The organism is Aestuariirhabdus sp. LZHN29, assembly GCF_049985285.1.
In the GTDB taxonomy this organism is placed as follows: Bacteria; Pseudomonadota; Gammaproteobacteria; order Pseudomonadales; family Aestuariirhabdaceae; genus Aestuariirhabdus.
The window spans coordinates 72,175-86,394 of record NZ_JBNIEU010000001.1 but is presented as its reverse complement, the minus strand read 5'-3'; the positions used below and the strand labels follow the sequence as shown (position 1 = coordinate 86,394).

Annotated in this window: 19 protein-coding genes; 9 read left to right on the top strand and 10 right to left on the bottom strand. The window is 58.4% G+C overall.

From position 1 onward, the window contains the following. Positions 1-10: 10 nt before the first annotated feature. Positions 11-706, bottom strand: coding sequence for a spermidine synthase (locus ACP3PW_RS00425; protein ID WP_426414682.1), 696 nt, complete (start codon positions 704-706; stop codon positions 11-13). 117 nt (positions 707-823) lie between these two features. Between ACP3PW_RS00425 and ACP3PW_RS00420 the strand changes: the two genes are divergently transcribed. Beyond that, positions 824-1,234, top strand: coding sequence for a VOC family protein (locus tag ACP3PW_RS00420; protein WP_426414681.1), 411 nt, complete (start codon positions 824-826; stop codon positions 1,232-1,234). Positions 1,235-1,360: 126 nt separating this feature from the next. Then, on the top strand, positions 1,361-1,657 hold the full coding sequence (locus ACP3PW_RS00415; protein ID WP_426414680.1) for a GFA family protein: 297 nt from the start codon (positions 1,361-1,363) through the stop codon (positions 1,655-1,657). 13 nt (positions 1,658-1,670) lie between these two features. Here ACP3PW_RS00415 and ACP3PW_RS00410 read toward each other — a convergent pair whose 3' ends face one another. Both ACP3PW_RS00410 and ACP3PW_RS00405 read right to left on the bottom strand, forming a co-directional pair. Then, on the bottom strand, positions 1,671-2,858 hold the full coding sequence (locus ACP3PW_RS00410; RefSeq protein ID WP_426414679.1) for an NnrS family protein: 1,188 nt from the start codon (positions 2,856-2,858) through the stop codon (positions 1,671-1,673). Between the two features lie 87 nt (positions 2,859-2,945). Further along, the gene (locus ACP3PW_RS00405; RefSeq protein WP_426414678.1) at positions 2,946-3,632 is read right to left on the bottom strand and encodes a Crp/Fnr family transcriptional regulator; all 687 of its coding nucleotides are present in this window, start codon (positions 3,630-3,632) and stop codon (positions 2,946-2,948) included. 258 nt (positions 3,633-3,890) lie between these two features. Between ACP3PW_RS00405 and moaA the strand changes: the two genes are divergently transcribed. Beyond that, a complete protein-coding gene (moaA, locus tag ACP3PW_RS00400; protein ID WP_426414677.1) occupies positions 3,891-4,886 on the top strand; it encodes a GTP 3',8-cyclase MoaA in 996 nt (331 codons plus the stop codon). A 73-nt stretch (positions 4,887-4,959) separates the two neighbouring features. Here moaA and ACP3PW_RS00395 read toward each other — a convergent pair whose 3' ends face one another. Then, positions 4,960-5,166 carry a DUF6316 family protein gene (locus ACP3PW_RS00395; protein ID WP_426414676.1) on the bottom strand — a complete coding sequence of 69 codons (207 nt, stop codon included), beginning with the start codon at positions 5,164-5,166 and terminating at the stop codon, positions 4,960-4,962. Between the two features lie 133 nt (positions 5,167-5,299). Further along, a complete protein-coding gene (gene ubiT / locus ACP3PW_RS00390) occupies positions 5,300-5,812 on the bottom strand; it encodes a ubiquinone anaerobic biosynthesis accessory factor UbiT (protein ID WP_426414675.1) in 513 nt (170 codons plus the stop codon). A 147-nt stretch (positions 5,813-5,959) separates the two neighbouring features. On the opposite strand from ubiT, the gene ACP3PW_RS00385 reads away from it, so the two are divergent. From ACP3PW_RS00385 to ACP3PW_RS00370, 4 genes are all read left to right on the top strand, one after another. Beyond that, on the top strand, positions 5,960-6,877 hold the full coding sequence (locus tag ACP3PW_RS00385; RefSeq protein WP_426414674.1) for a TIGR01212 family radical SAM protein: 918 nt from the start codon (positions 5,960-5,962) through the stop codon (positions 6,875-6,877). 21 nt (positions 6,878-6,898) lie between these two features. Then, positions 6,899-7,894: a ubiquinone anaerobic biosynthesis protein UbiU gene (gene ubiU, locus ACP3PW_RS00380; RefSeq protein WP_426414673.1), complete on the top strand. Its 996-nt coding sequence runs from the start codon at positions 6,899-6,901 to the stop codon at positions 7,892-7,894. A 26-nt stretch (positions 7,895-7,920) separates the two neighbouring features. Continuing rightward, complete coding sequence (locus ACP3PW_RS00375; RefSeq protein ID WP_426414672.1) at positions 7,921-8,802, top strand: U32 family peptidase; 882 nt, start codon at positions 7,921-7,923, stop codon at positions 8,800-8,802. Positions 8,803-8,948: 146 nt separating this feature from the next. Continuing rightward, entirely contained in the window at positions 8,949-9,308 is a 360-nt protein-coding gene (locus tag ACP3PW_RS00370) for a hypothetical protein (protein WP_426414671.1), read from the top strand. A gap of 39 nt (positions 9,309-9,347) precedes the next feature. Here ACP3PW_RS00370 and ACP3PW_RS00365 read toward each other — a convergent pair whose 3' ends face one another. Beyond that, positions 9,348-9,917 (bottom strand): YceI family protein, encoded by a 570-nt coding sequence (locus ACP3PW_RS00365; protein ID WP_426414670.1) that lies wholly within the window; start codon positions 9,915-9,917, stop codon positions 9,348-9,350. Positions 9,918-9,927: 10 nt separating this feature from the next. Next, entirely contained in the window at positions 9,928-10,488 is a 561-nt protein-coding gene (locus tag ACP3PW_RS00360; protein ID WP_426414669.1) for a cytochrome b, read from the bottom strand. A gap of 148 nt (positions 10,489-10,636) precedes the next feature. Here ACP3PW_RS00360 and ACP3PW_RS00355 point away from each other — a divergent pair, with 148 nt between their 5' ends. Both ACP3PW_RS00355 and ACP3PW_RS00350 read left to right on the top strand, forming a co-directional pair. After that, positions 10,637-11,233 (top strand): uracil-DNA glycosylase family protein, encoded by a 597-nt coding sequence (locus ACP3PW_RS00355; RefSeq protein ID WP_426414668.1) that lies wholly within the window; start codon positions 10,637-10,639, stop codon positions 11,231-11,233. Then, on the top strand, positions 11,206-11,790 hold the full coding sequence (locus ACP3PW_RS00350; protein ID WP_426414667.1) for a hypothetical protein: 585 nt from the start codon (positions 11,206-11,208) through the stop codon (positions 11,788-11,790). Before ACP3PW_RS00355 ends, ACP3PW_RS00350 begins: the two co-directional genes overlap by 28 nt. Here the strand turns inward: ACP3PW_RS00350 and ACP3PW_RS00345 are convergent. From ACP3PW_RS00345 to ACP3PW_RS00335, 3 genes are all read right to left on the bottom strand, one after another. After that, the gene (locus tag ACP3PW_RS00345) at positions 11,775-12,542 is read right to left on the bottom strand and encodes a lipopolysaccharide kinase InaA family protein (RefSeq protein WP_426414666.1); all 768 of its coding nucleotides are present in this window, start codon (positions 12,540-12,542) and stop codon (positions 11,775-11,777) included. The two genes, ACP3PW_RS00350 and ACP3PW_RS00345, sit on opposite strands and share 16 nt — an antisense overlap. A 36-nt stretch (positions 12,543-12,578) precedes the next feature. Beyond that, complete coding sequence (locus ACP3PW_RS00340) at positions 12,579-13,130, bottom strand: pseudouridine synthase (RefSeq protein ID WP_426415891.1); 552 nt, start codon at positions 13,128-13,130, stop codon at positions 12,579-12,581. A gap of 120 nt (positions 13,131-13,250) precedes the next feature. Further along, entirely contained in the window at positions 13,251-14,063 is an 813-nt protein-coding gene (locus tag ACP3PW_RS00335) for an inositol monophosphatase family protein (protein WP_426414665.1), read from the bottom strand. Positions 14,064-14,220 lie beyond the last annotated feature (157 nt).

Here is a 14,220-nt window from a genome sequence, read left to right as displayed (position 1 = left end):
GAGCCGCTGTTCAGGATCCGCTGGATCGCCAGGGTTTCTGTGCCAGGAAGATGGTGTGCCGGCTACCTTTGCCAGGACGGGCGCGTACCGTGCGGATGGTCACCTTAAAGCCCGCTTTTTTCAGGCGGATCGTAAACATCGAGTCGGGCCCGGCGGACCAGACGGCCAGCATCCCCTCGGGGTGTAAGCTGTCGAAAATGGTTGCCAGTCCTTGTTGGCTGTAGAGGCCGCTGTTGTCGCTGTGGGTCAGGCCTTCGGGACCGTTATCAACGTCGAGCAAGATGGCGTCGAAGATCTCTTCGCGAGGGGTAAACAGGGCCGCCACATCGCCCTGGTGCACCTGGGTGCGCGGGTCATCAAGTGGGCGTCCGGCGCATTCGCCCAAGGGCCCCCGATTCCACTCCACTACCTCGGGTATCAGTTCGGCGACGGTGACCTGTGCCGATTCCAGCACCGCCTGAAGGGCGGCGGCGAGAGTGAAACCCATGCCCAGCCCGCCAACCAACACCCGAGCGTTGGCGGTCGAGGTCAAGTGCGCGCAGCCCAGCTCGGACAGGGATTCCTCCGACCCGTGTACACGGCTGTTCATCAACTCGCCGCGTACACCGGACAGGCGAATGGAAAACTCCTTTCCACGCTGGGAGAGCTTAAGCTCTCCGCCGTCGTTGGGGATCTGAGCGGTACCGAGATGGATCCAGGGTGTCATTGCGCCTCGTTGCTATCGGTAGATAATTAGGGGGCGCACTGTACCACAGTTGGCGATCTGCTACGCTTTTGACCATATTATCCCGATGAAGTAGGCCTATCGTGGGCAGGAGACTCGATGCAGGTAGAGCGAACTGGAATCATCCTCAATGTCGAGCACTTTGATGAGTGTGTGGGTTTCTATCGCCAACTGTTCGAGCTGCCGCTTATGTTTGAGCTGGCTGAAGGGGATTTCAGCCTCTGCTGCCTTAGCCTCGGCGATAGCTACCTGATGATCGAAACCGAGGGGGTGGCCAAATCGAGGGGGAAATCGATCGCTGAAAACCCGACCAAGCTGCGTTTCAACGTCTCCGATATGGGGGCGGCGCTGGAACGGGTGGTGCACTTTGGCATTAGCGCGCAGATCACGACCCACACCTGGGGGCGCACTATCGATATCCTTGACCCGGATGGTAACCGGGTCGGTATCCGCGATGAGCCAGGGTTTTACCAACAACTACACAATGGAACCAAAGGAGGTGGCCGATGACGCTAACCCAAGAGGGTACAGGACACTGTCTGTGCGGGGCGGTGAGTTTCAGGGCGGCAAAGATGGAGTCGCGTGTCGGGGCGTGCCATTGCACTATGTGTCGTCGGTGGGGGGGGAGGGCCCTTTATGGAGGTCGATTGCGGGTCGGAGATCCGCTTTGAGGGGGGTGACCAGATTGCACGTTATGACTCTTCAGAATGGGCGCAGCGGGGCTTTTGCCGCTGTTGTGGGAGTCATCTGTTTTATTACCTGAAACAGGCCAACCAGTATATGGTTCCGGTTGGCCTGTTTGAAAATGATGAGGGGCTGGTGTTCGAACAGCAGGTCTTTATCGACGAAAAACCGGCCTATTATCACTTCTCCAACATCACTGAGGAGATGACAGGTGCGGAGCTATTTGCCAGCTTTGCGCCTCCCGAGTAGAGGGCGTATCCCGTTATCCCGGACGACCGTCAACCCGAGGCCGAATCAGGATCGGGGTGTAGATCAGGCTGAACAGGCCAAAGGCGACCACCCACAGCAGTGCTGAGAAGCTGATTAACTGCGGATTTCCAGGCAGCAGGATCGGTCCGACCACCCGTACCAGGGCGCACAACATGATGGCTACGAAGGCGACCGTGATGGCGGGGTGCACGGCCAACGGGCGCCCGCTGTGCCCTAGCGCCACGCGGGCCATCATGCCGAGCGTGATGCCGCCGATGCAACCGGTGGTGAACGCGTGCAGGGCGACGAAGGGTGACACGATACCCAGCGATGCCAGCGGGATAAGCGCCAAGCCGATGACCAGCCACAGATAGGCAAGGTGGAGGATCCATAGCAGCGGGTAGTTCCAAATCAGAGGGTGGTACCATCCCGCCAGTCGAATGCCGTGGGCGATGGCGGCCAGCAGCGCCAGAATCGGGGTGAGCGGGGAGTAGGGTGCCAGGGTTTGGGCGGCGGCCAGTGCCACCACCAGACCGATAGCGGTCCGGTCGACCCAATCCCGTCGCCGCACCTGGATCTGTACCGGACGTACGCCGACCTCGGTAAAGAAGGGGATCACCCGTCCGCCCATGACACTGATGATCAGCAGGATCAGGTGACTCATCAGGTAAGCGCCACTGTGTCCGCCGGTGCCCACCCCCAGCAATTGTAGGTGCACCAGCGTGTTGGCGGCGGCCATTACCCCGAGAATGACCACAAACATCCAGTTTTTCGCTTTGCCGTGGAGCAGTGGCGGCACCAGCGAAATGATCAGGCAGGGGAGGAAGGCGAGATCCACCGCTGCGACCAGCCAATGGGGTGCTGCGGGAATCAATGGTAACAGGCGTCCGCCGAGCCAAACCAGCGCAAGCCCGGCGAGAAGCGGTCCGCGGATGGTGGCGACACCGGTCCAGTTGCGCACCGCAGTGAGCAGGAAACCGCCGATTACCGCCGGGGTGTACCCGAACAGCATCTCGTGGCTATGCCAGCCGATCATCCCGTAGTAGGTATTGAGACTAATCAGGTTGGCGTACACTGCGCCCCAGATGCCCACCAGTAGGACCCCTAGCCATCCCGCCAGTAGAAAGAAGGGGCGAAAACCCAGCTCAAACAGGGCGAAGCCGCTGGGGGTACTGGGGGGTTGAATGCTGTGTAGGGACATAACCAAGCTCTCTAGTCGGGTATTGGGGGCACTATAGAGCATCAAAAGCTGGCCGCCCTTGATGAGCGTCAAGTTGTCGGGCTGTTTTTACTCGTAGTGCAGCAGTTGCTCCAGCTCCAGTATGGTGATCAATTTGCCCTTGATGCGAATGATCTTCTCATCGGCCAGGTGGTGCAGGATGCGAGAAAAGGTTTCCGGCTGGATCGACAGGCGCGAGGCGACCAGGCGCTTGGGGATCTCGAGTTCGATCACGGGCTCTCGGCTCAGGTTGTCGGTGATGCTGTTGATCAGAAAGCGAACGACCCGGTGGGTAGCGTTTTTCAGGCTCAGGGTCTCAATCTCATTCACCAGCGAGTGCAGGCGCTGACTGAGGCGCGCCGCTAGGGCCAACGCGTGCTGCGGATGACGGGTAATGCATTCGATATAGTTTGGGCAGGGGATGGCCAGCACGCTCGATGCCTTCAGCGCCTGGGCATTGACCGGGTAGTTGGATTGACCGGAGAACATGATCGCCTCGGCGAAGGTCTCGTGGCTGTTGATCACCTCAAGGATCTTTTCGTTACCGTCGCGGGTGGTGCGAAATAGTTTGATCGAGCCGTCGACCACAAAGTAAAAAGCGGGGGCCGGATCGGTTTGGCGAAACAGCCATTCATCGCGCACCAGCTTTTTCAGGTGACATTCGCTCAGCAGCTTCTGCAACTCATCATCGTCGAAACCGGCGAACAGATGATGTCCTTTCAGCAGCCGGTAATAGGGGGTAACGCTATCCATCATGCGGGTTCCGCGAATTTAAAGCGCCCTATGGTCACACAGATTGCGAGACGCTGCCAATGGCTACATACACTGAACCCGTATCCGGACCGAGCCGGTACAGGAGTTGATGAGCGTCACGGGGCAGAGTAGTCTTATTCGTTATGCTAAGGGCATACAGAGTGGTGCCGTGCTATTGTTAAGGGCTTCGCGTCTCGTCGAATGGACGCAATTATAAAGCCGATCGCGCAACCGCCTTAAAACTGACCGCCGGGAAGTATCATGAGTGCGAACAGACTAATAGATTCCTTTGGCCGCCAGGTCACCTATGTACGCCTGTCGGTGACCGACCGCTGCGACTTCCGCTGTGTCTACTGCATGAGCGAGGAGATGACCTTTCTGCCTCGTGAGCAGGTGCTGACCCTCGAAGAGATGGCACTGATCGGTCGGGCCTTCAGCGAACTCGGGGTTAACAAGATTCGCCTGACCGGCGGCGAGCCTCTGGTGCGAAATAACCTGTTGCACCTTGTGCGTGACCTGGGTGCCCTGCCGGGTATAACAAACCTGGCAATGACCACTAATGGCTCGCAACTGCCCCGGCTGGCCAAAGACCTCCGTGAGGCGGGTCTCAAGAGCGTAAATATCAGTCTCGACACCCTCGATGCCGAGCAGTTCACCCTGTTGACGCGCACCGGTAAGCTGGATCGGGTGCTGGAGGGAATTCAGGCCGCGCGAGAAGCCGGTTTTCCTCGCATTAAGCTCAATGCGGTCATTATGAAGGGACGCAATGACGATCAGGTGCTGGCGTTGGTGACCTTCGCCCGTGAGCAGGGGGTCGACATCAGCTTCATCGAAGAGATGCCTCTGGGCGATATCGATGAACACCACCGGGGAGAAACCCTGTGCACAAGCGAAGAGGTGCGTGAGCTGATTAGCGCACGCTATGAGTTGGTGGCCAGTACCGAAAACAGTGGTGGCCCTTCACGTTATTACCATTTTGCCGATCACGACACCCGGATTGGATTTATCTCCCCCCATAGCCACAACTTCTGTGGCGACTGTAATCGGGTGCGGGTGACTTCCGAGGGGCGCCTGCTGCTCTGTCTGGGGAACGAGCATTCGGTGGACCTTCGTGCCGTGGTACGAGGTTATCCGGGCGACATCGATCGTTTGAAAGAGACCCTGCACGAGGCGATGACGCAAAAACCCGAGCGGCACTTTTTTAGCGCTGAAGGGGATGTTGAGATCGTTCGCTTTATGAATATGACCGGCGGCTAGAGTGTGCTTGGTAGCGATTGGCCTCTATCGCTGCCGCTGTGAGCAGCGCTATGGGCCCGAGCTGGGACGATAGTTAGCCCGTGGGGGCGGCGCCGGAATGGAGCATGTCATCGTTCTGGTGGCGGATATAGATACAGAGATCCCTCTCGGCTTCGACTTGTGAGTTATAGGGTCCCTCTTGCGACCCTTCGCGGGTGATAAAGAACCAGTTTCCGTTCATGCACAGAAACCTTTCGCTTCTGAACCAGGTCCGATCGCCTTCGCCTGCTCTGTAATCCATAGGTAGATTCCTTCTTTATGGGGGAGCCTACATCCATTGTAGACCCTTGAGTGTTGAGCTATTAAGAACGATTGGCTATTTTCTGTTCGGTGTAGCCTTTCGTTTTGCTGTCAGCGAGCCGTTGCCTGAGGCACTACTCCCCTTGCATGTGGCAGACGAGGCGGGTGGCGTTATCCAGCGCGCTGCGCAGGTAGCGGGGTAGTGAATCCAGATCGATACTGTCCATGACGTTTTTCATCTCTAGCCCGATTTCGGTATTGCCCTCGATCAGCAAGCGACGCTGGAAGAACAGGGTGTCGGGATCCTCTTTGCGGCTGGCCAGGAGCAGGAACTCACGCAGGTCGCCGCTGATGCTGGCGTCGGCGTCGGCCATTTGCTGGATCAACAATTCACCCTGTTCGAAGCCAAGGTACCAGCTTAGCTGGGCGTCGTTGATGGTGACACGTACGCAATGCCCTTCAAGAAATTCGAAATCCCCATCTTCCAGTGCTTCGTGGAAAACCTGCTGCAGCACCCGTGCAATCACCGCCTTCTGCAGGCGAAAGGGCACCAGTGAAGCACTGCGGGCAGCCAGGGCTGGCAGTTTACGCACCACGTTAGAGGGGGCGGGTGGTAGGGGTAAACGGCCAAGCTGGGCTAATATCATGCGGGGCTCCTGAGATAACATAAACCAAACAGCGAATTGTAGGGCATCCCCTTGGTGGCGCCTTGATGCAAATCAATTAGCCCCCAGCTTCTCTTTGCTACCCTGTCCCGCTCGGTAGAAACCCTCGGAAGATCAGGTCTGGTTCCCATGCATTTGCCACACTACGTCAACACCTTTGGTGCGGCCATGCAGCAAAAGTATGGACAAAAGGTGCACAAACTTACCATCAACGCCGCCTTTACCTGTCCTAATCGGGACGGCGTAAAGGGGGTTGGCGGGTGCACCTTTTGCAACAATTCGACCTTTAACCCCAATGGGCGAAAGCCGCCCGGCGTGCTGGAACAGTTGGATGCGGGCAAGGGCGTGATACTCAAACGCACCGGTGCGCGCCGGTATCTAGCCTATTTTCAGGCCTATACCAACACCTATGCGGCGATCGAGGAGCTGCGGGCGCTCTACGATGAGGCGTTGACGCACCCCGATGTGATCGGGCTGTCGGTGGGGACGCGTCCCGACTGCGTGCCCGATAGGGTGCTCGATCTGCTATGCGAGTACCGCGATCGTGGTCTTGAGGTGTGGTTGGAGCTGGGGTTGCAATCGGCCAGTGACCAGACCCTGGCGCGAGTTAACCGGGGTCATGGCTGGGCCGAATACGAAGAGGCGACTCGCCGCGCGCGGCAGCGGGGGTTGAGTGTATGCACTCACCTGATCGTGGGTATGCCGGGGGAGGGGCGACGCGATAGTTTGCACTCCTTGGCACGGGTGCTGGAGGTGGGAACCGATGGCTTGAAACTGCACCCGTTGCACGTGGTGAAGGGGACCCAGTTGGCGCGAGAGTGGCGGCGGGGAGATTACCAGCCTCTTGAGTTCGATGACTATGTGGATACGGCGGTGGCGATGGTGCAGCAAACCCCGGCCGACATTATTTATCACCGGCTGACGGGCACAGCGTCGAAAGAGCTGCTGCTGGCGCCAGACTGGTGTAGCCAAAAATGGGCGGTGCTGAATGCGATCCATGATCGTTTGCACTATGCCTCGATAAGCCGGGCGAAAGGCGCGGCCTGACGAAATAAACGGGAGTAGAGGATGGAGTTAGTATGTCCTGCGGGCAGTTTTCCCGCCCTTAAAGCCGCCGTAGATAATGGCGCTGATGCGGTATATATCGGTTTTAAGGATGATACCAATGCGCGACATTTTGCCGGCCTTAATTTCAACGATAAGAAAGCGATGCGGGCCCTTGATTATGCCCGCGATCGTAACGTGAAGCTGTTTGTCGCGATCAACACCTACCCCCAGCCCGATGGTTGGGAACGCTGGCAGCGGGCGGTGGATAGCGCCGCTGACCTGCAGGCAGACGCGGTCATCGCCGCCGATATGGGGGTGCTCAGTTACGCGACAGAGAAGTACCCTGAGTTGGCGCTGCACCTATCGGTGCAAGGCTCCGCCACCAACTATGAGGCGCTACGTTTTTACCAGCGTGAGTTTAATATTCGCCGCGCCGTACTGCCTCGGGTGTTGTCCATGGCCCAGGTCAAGCACGTTGCCGAGCACAGCCCGGTGGAGCTGGAGGTGTTTGCCTTTGGTAGTTTGTGCATCATGGCGGAGGGGCGCTGTCACCTCTCCTCCTACATCACCGAAGAGTCCCCCAACACCTGCGGTGCCTGCTCGCCGGCCAAGGCGGTGCGTTGGGAGCAGAAGGGTGAGGTGTTGGAGTCGCGTCTTAACGGGGTGCTTATTGACCGGTACGCCGAGGGTGAAAACGCCGGCTACCCCACCCTGTGCAAGGGGCGTTTTGAGGTGGAGAGCAATACCTACAATGCGTTGGAGGAGCCGACCAGCCTGAATACCATCGAGTTGATTCCCCAGTTGGTGGCCAACCAGGTTAAGGCGGTTAAAATTGAGGGACGCCAGCGCAGCCCGGCATACGTCGAGCAGGTTGTTAGTGTCTGGCGCCAGGCTATCGACGCCTATACCCGCGATCCCGCTGCATTCCAGCCCAGGGAGGAGTGGATGAAGGTGCTCGCTAACGTATCGGAAGGATCCCAGACCACGCTGGGCGCCTATTCTCGCCCCTGGCAGTAACCGTAATTTTTTCGAGAGTAATGACTATGCAATTATCGATCGGATCCATTCTCTATTACTGGCCCCGTGAAACCCTGCACGATTTTTATGAGCGCATGAGCGCATCGCCGGCAGATATCATTTATCTGGGAGAGACGGTCTGCTCCAAGCGCCGCGAGCTGAAAACCGACGAGTGGATTGAGCTTGCTCGCCAGCTGTCGGCCAAGGGTAAGCAGGTGGTGTTATCCACCCTGGCGCTGCTGGAAGCCGAATCGGAGATGAAAACCCTGCGCAAGATCTGTGATAACGACGGTCTGCTGGTGGAAGCCAACGATATGGCCGGGGTGCAGGTGTTATCCGCTAAGGGGCTACCCTTCGTAGCGGGGTCCTCGGTGAATATCTACAACGCGGCTACTCTCAAGGTTCTGCATAAGCAGGGCCTGAAGCGCTGGGTGATGCCGGTAGAGTTGTCCGCCGATACGCTGCAGAAAATTTTGCAAGAGGCCGCTCGCCAGGGCTTTGCCGATGCTATCGAGACCGAGGTGTTTGCCTACGGCCACCTGCCGCTGGCTTTCTCTGCACGCTGTTTCACCGCGCGTAGCCGTAATCTGCCCAAGGATGATTGTCGATTTGTGTGCCTGGACTACCCGGATGGCCTTGCCATGCGTAGTCAGGAGCAGCAATCGGTATTCACCATTAATGGTATTCAGACCATGTCGGGGGATATCTATAATCTGCTGGGAGAGGTCGGGCGCATGGAGGCTATTGGCGTCGATGTGGTCCGGGTGAGCCCATGCAGTGGCGATATGATGCCGCTGCTGCAGCAGTATCGCGACGCGATCGACGGCAAGGCGCAACAGATTCCGGCAATTGCGGATGGAGAGTGCAATGGTTACTGGTTTGGCGAGCCGGGTATGTTAACGGCCTGACGGGTCGACCTGAACAGGGTAATGACCGTAAACCGGAAGGGGAATGCCCTTCCGGTTTTTTTGTGCCGCTCCTAAGGCAGTCCCCGCCGAGGGGGTCTATCATTGGATATAAAATAACCGGGGTGCGAGGGGCAGGGAACGAAACCATGGACAGGGAACAGTATCTTCGCTTCTGTCGCCAGCCGGGAGTCTTCAGTGAGAGCGCATTACGGCTCACCTTCAAGGTGTTGCGTTATCCGCGTCCGCGGTTAGCGCTTACCATCCAGAATATACTCAATGGTGTCTCGGTCTCCAGGCCGGGTGGAGAGGGCTGCGAGACGCTCTCAGAGCACTTTCGTGTGAGGCTGTCGGCGGCGGAGGTCGATGAGATCGTCGCCTGCCTGGCGAAAGCCGGAGGCTGGGGCAGCGGCAGTTGCCCGGGACAGCAGGTGATGCTCAAGGCATTGCTCGATGATTGGCGGCGCCACGCCAACTGCACGGCTACCGGAAAGTCGGTAGTGCGTTAGCGCCAACACTGCACAGCAGTATTGGCGCCATCGGGTGTGCTACTTGCGAATCCCCTCGATGGAGAGGGTCATCTCAACCTCTGTGGCCGCGGGTCCCAGATCAAAATTGATTCCGAAATCTTTCAGGGTCAGGGTGGTAGTACCGAGGAAACCATGACGGTACCCCCCCCATGGGTCCTGGCCGCCGCCAATGCTCTCCGCCTCGAGGGTGATCGCACGGGTAACGCCGCGCAGGGTCAGGTCACCGGTAATGGTTGCGGTGCCATCAGCGCCGGGCTTGACCGCAGTGCTGACGAATCTGGCCTGTGGAAACTTGTCACTAAACAGGAAGTCTTCGCTGCGCAGGTGCTTGTCGCGTTCTGCGTGGTTGGTGCTAACGCTGCTGGTGTTGATGGTGACCTCCACGGTGCTCTTGGCGGGATTCGCTTCGTCGTAGGAAAACTGGCCACTGAAATCGTCAAAGCGGCCGTAGAGCCAGCTGTAACCAAGGTGCTGGATACGAAACTGCACAAAAGCGTGGTGACCCTTGGTATCGATCATGTAATCGGCTGCCCACAGGGGAGTTGCCAAGAGTAGGGTTGCGCAGAGCAGTCCAAGTTTACGAATCATAAGAAAATCCTCAAGTGTGGCGCCGGGGCTGAAGGCCCAGCATTCGGTTCAGGGTGTTGTCACCATCGATCAGGTGATGCTTTATTGCGGCCAGTGCGTGCACTGTAGAAAGCGCCACCAGCGTCCACGCCAGGTAGAAATGAATCTCCCCGGCAATGTCTTCCATGCCATCGACCTCGCCGAACAGAGCGGGGACCTGCAGCCAATTGAATAGCGCTATCGGGTCGCCCTGAGCTGTTGATATCAGGTAACCGCTAATTGAGATCGCAATCAGTAGTCCGTACATTGCCCTGTGGGCCCACTCTGCGCTGGTGACCTCCCAGGGCTTAAGTCCGGGCTCTGGCAGCGGGCGAGGGTTGGCCTGGCGCCAGATCCAACGCAGCACAATGGTGGCAAATAGCAGCAGGCCGGCACTGCGATGCAGATCGGGACCTTTTGTGTACCAGGCGTCGTAGTAGCCCAGGTCCGTCATCCACAGGCCTAGCCCGAACAGGCCAAAGATCGCGATGGCGCTCAGCCAGTGTAAGATGATGCTGACCCAGCCGTAGCCTGAGGTGCTGTTTTTTAGCATCGATTGCAGGTCTCCAGAAGGCGTTAATAGCCGCATCATAGTTGATGGGGTGGGGCTGTTATAACGGAAAAAACTGGGGGACTTGGTCAGATATTTTGATCGTTGAATGGTGGTGTTGAGCTCGCCCCGGATAAGGGAGGTTTAGGTTGTGGAGGATATCCGATTGCTGGATCTGTTGCAGGATGTTCGCCGTTGCCAAGTTTGTGCCCCGGCGCTGCCCCACTCCCCGAGGCCGGTGGTGGTGGCGGATTCCCGTGCGCGGCTGTTGATCATTGGGCAGGCTCCGGGGTCGCGGGTGCATGATACCGGAATACCCTGGGACGACCCCAGTGGGCAGCGGCTGCGGGAGTGGCTGGGGCTAGGGTCGGATCAGTTTTACGATCCGCAGCGGGTGGCTATTGTGCCGATGGGGTTCTGCTATCCGGGGCGTGGCGAGGGAGCCGATCTGCCACCACGGACAGAGTGTGCTCCCCTTTGGCATGAATGTTTGTTGGCGCGAATGCCCGCCATCAGGCTAACTCTACTGGTGGGGAGGTACGCGCAGAGCTACTATTTAGCCAACAAAGCCGTACGGGTCAGCGATTGTGTGGGTAATCAGCAGGGCCATCCGGGTTATTTTTGTCTGCCGCACCCATCGCCACGCAATAATCGGTGGCTGCAGCGCCACCCCTGGTTTGAGCGGGAGGTGGTTCCCCTGCTTCGGGAGGAGGTCGCAGGATGTTTCAATCCGCTAAATATTGGCTGAGAGCCGTGTTGCTATCGCTGTTGATGGTGGGCTGCAGTCATGGCGCGACCCCGCTGCGGGTTACGGAGCAGCAGCTCAACGAGCGCCTCGAAGCCCAGTATAGAGAGCCGAGACTGCTTAATCTGCAGTTGGCGCTGGGGGCGTCTGCCCAACTCTATGTGACCGGGGTGACGCTGGATCTGCTGGGGGATGGCGAGGTGCTGTATCGGGTGGCGGGGGATTTCGACGTTGAGTTTGGGGGTACGGCGCTGACCGAGCCGGTGCTGTTCAGTCTCGAAGCCCGTGGAACCCTGGGGCTGGTGCCCGACGAGCGTGCACTTTACCCCCTGCAAGTGGCGGTTGAGCGGTTCTCTATCGAAACCGATATGGCCGCTGTGCACCTGCCTTTGCAGGAGGTGATGGGGGAGCGAGTCGCGGTGGCGCTGGAAGAGCTGGCGATCTATGAGTTCTCTGAGCAGCAGTTGCCCCATCCCGAAGCGGTGCTGGCGTTGGCCATTGACTCCGGGGCGCTGCAGCTGCTCTTGGATCAGAGTAAGGCCCCTCAGTCGTTCGAGTAGTTCAGCCGCTCGATGTGCTTTTGTAGTCGCTGATAAGTTTTGTCACCTGCGCGCAAGCAACCACTCTGCTCGGCATAGGATTGCAGCAACAGATTCAGGTTGTCGGCTCCCATAAAGGCAGCCCTGCGAATGAAGGTATGAAAGTCTTTAAGTGTCCTGCGATGAGGGAGGGGGACGAAGCGCATTTTTTCAAGGTCGATCAGGCGGGGCTTGAACACCCCCGGGGAGTCCTGGGCAACAAAGATATGGTTGGGGTAAAAGCAGTAATGGGCCAACCTATGGCTGTGCAACTGACTGGCCAGGGATGCGATCGCGTCAATGAGGGGGCGCGGGTTTTCAACCTGGGGGAACAGCTCGTCCACGGTTTGATGGTGATCCAGCGCTACCGAAATCAGGATGGACTGGCTGTCACCATTGTGGAGTCGCTCTCCATAGTAGACAGGGTCGATGGTTGGAACGCCCAAACGTTGCAGCTTGATGATGTTGCGGTATTCCCGGGCAAAGGTGGGTTCGCCCTTTATCGGGTGGCGCAGGCAGGGTGTGTTGTGATTTTGCTGGCGTTTGATAAACAGGTTCAGGGGCTCGCCATTCGATTGCGCCAGGCTGTGGCGTACTACGCCGCTCCAGCCGCTGCGGCGTTTGTTGGGTTCCTCAAACCAGGGCAGTTCGAGGTTCCATAGGGCCTCAAAGTCGCCGAGTTTGTTTTCATCGAAGGTGTTGCGCAGGCTGTCACTGGTAAACGTGCTAATCATCGGGGTGGTCCGTTGTGGGGGGCTCAGTTAATCACATCAACAGAGTGAGTCAATAGTGGTCGGATCAACCCTGCGGCTTTCGCCGGGTGCCAGACCTTCAATACTAAAGGGGCCGATACGGCACCGAATCAGGCGTAGCGTTGGGAAGCCCACGGCCGCGGTCATGCGTCGTACCTGACGGTTGCGTCCCTCGCGGATAGAGAGCTCTATCCAGCTGGTGGGTATGGATTGACGTTCACGAATGGGTGGAATCCGTGGCCACAGATCGGGGGCGGGGATGAGCCTTGCCCGGGCTGGCAGGGTAGGGCCATCGTTGAGGGTTACGCCCTGTTGCAGCTGCTCGATGGCGGTGGGTGTGGGCTCCCCCTCAACCTGTACCCAGTAGGTTTTTTCCAGCTTGAAGCGAGGGTCGGCGATGCGCTGCTGTAGCTTGCCGTCATTGGTCAGTAGCAGCAGCCCTTCGCTGTCGCGATCCAGGCGACCGGCAGGGTATATGCCGGGTTGTTGGATATAGTCGGCAAGGGTGGCGCGTCCGCCGTTATCGCGGAACTGGGTTAATACCATATAGGGTTTGTTGAGCAGCAGCAGTAGTGGCGACGATGGGCGCGAGGAAGGTTTGCGCTGGGGGCGACGGTGGGAGGAGGTTTTTTTCACGAGCGTTGGCGAGTCGCAGGGCCAGCCCCCCCGGAGGGAGGCGGCCCTTGGGGGTTACTTCAGTTCGGCAGGAACGTGGGGGGCGATCGCTTGCAAGATCGCCTTGAAGCATTTGGGGTTGCCGCAGACGATGTTGCCGCTGGTCAGGTGGTTGTGGCCGCCACCAAAGTCGCTTGCCAGACCGCCGGCTTCCTGAATCAAGAGGCTGCCAGCAGAGATGTCCCACTGGTTAAGGCCAAACTCCCAGAACGCTTCGTAACGACCAGCTGCTACGTAGGCGAGATCCAGCGAAGCGGCTCCCGCACGGCGAATGCCCGCCGCCTCGGAGGCGATGCTCTTGAACATCGCCATGTAGTTGTCGAGGTGGTCCATTTGAGAGGGCTTGAACGGAAAGCCGGTAGCGATGAGCGCTTCGTTGAGCAGTTTCTGCTTGCTGACGCGCATACGCTTGCCGTTAAATTGGGCGCCGTAGCCGCGGCTGGCGGTAAACTCTTCTCGCCGAACCGGATCGAGCACCACGGCGTGCTCGATGCGGCCGCGATATTGGCAGGCGATAGAGACCGCGTAGTGGGGTACACCATGGATAAAGTTGGTGGTTCCGTCGAGGGGGTCGATGATCCACAGGTAATCGGCGCCCGTACCGGTGCCAGACTGGTGGCCTGATTCCTCTCCCAGGAAGCCGTGATCGGGATAGGCTTTCTTCAGGATCGCAATCGCGGCGCGTTCCGCATTACGGTCGACTTCGGTTACGTAGTCGTGGGTACCCTTTTCACGGACCTGGATAGTGTCGAGGTCTTCGGAGGCGCGAACAATAATTTCGCCAGCCTTGCGCGCAGCACGCAGGGCGATATTCAGCATCGGTTGCATGATCGGTCTATTCGTCTGTTGGTGGTAAAGAACAAAATCGGCCCACAATGGGCCGGATGCCGCAAGTATACCAGAGAGAGACAATGGGTGACGAAAAAATCGTCATCGGGGCTTCCGGCTCTGTGCGGAGCGGCCAACTCTGTTAGAATGGTGCGCT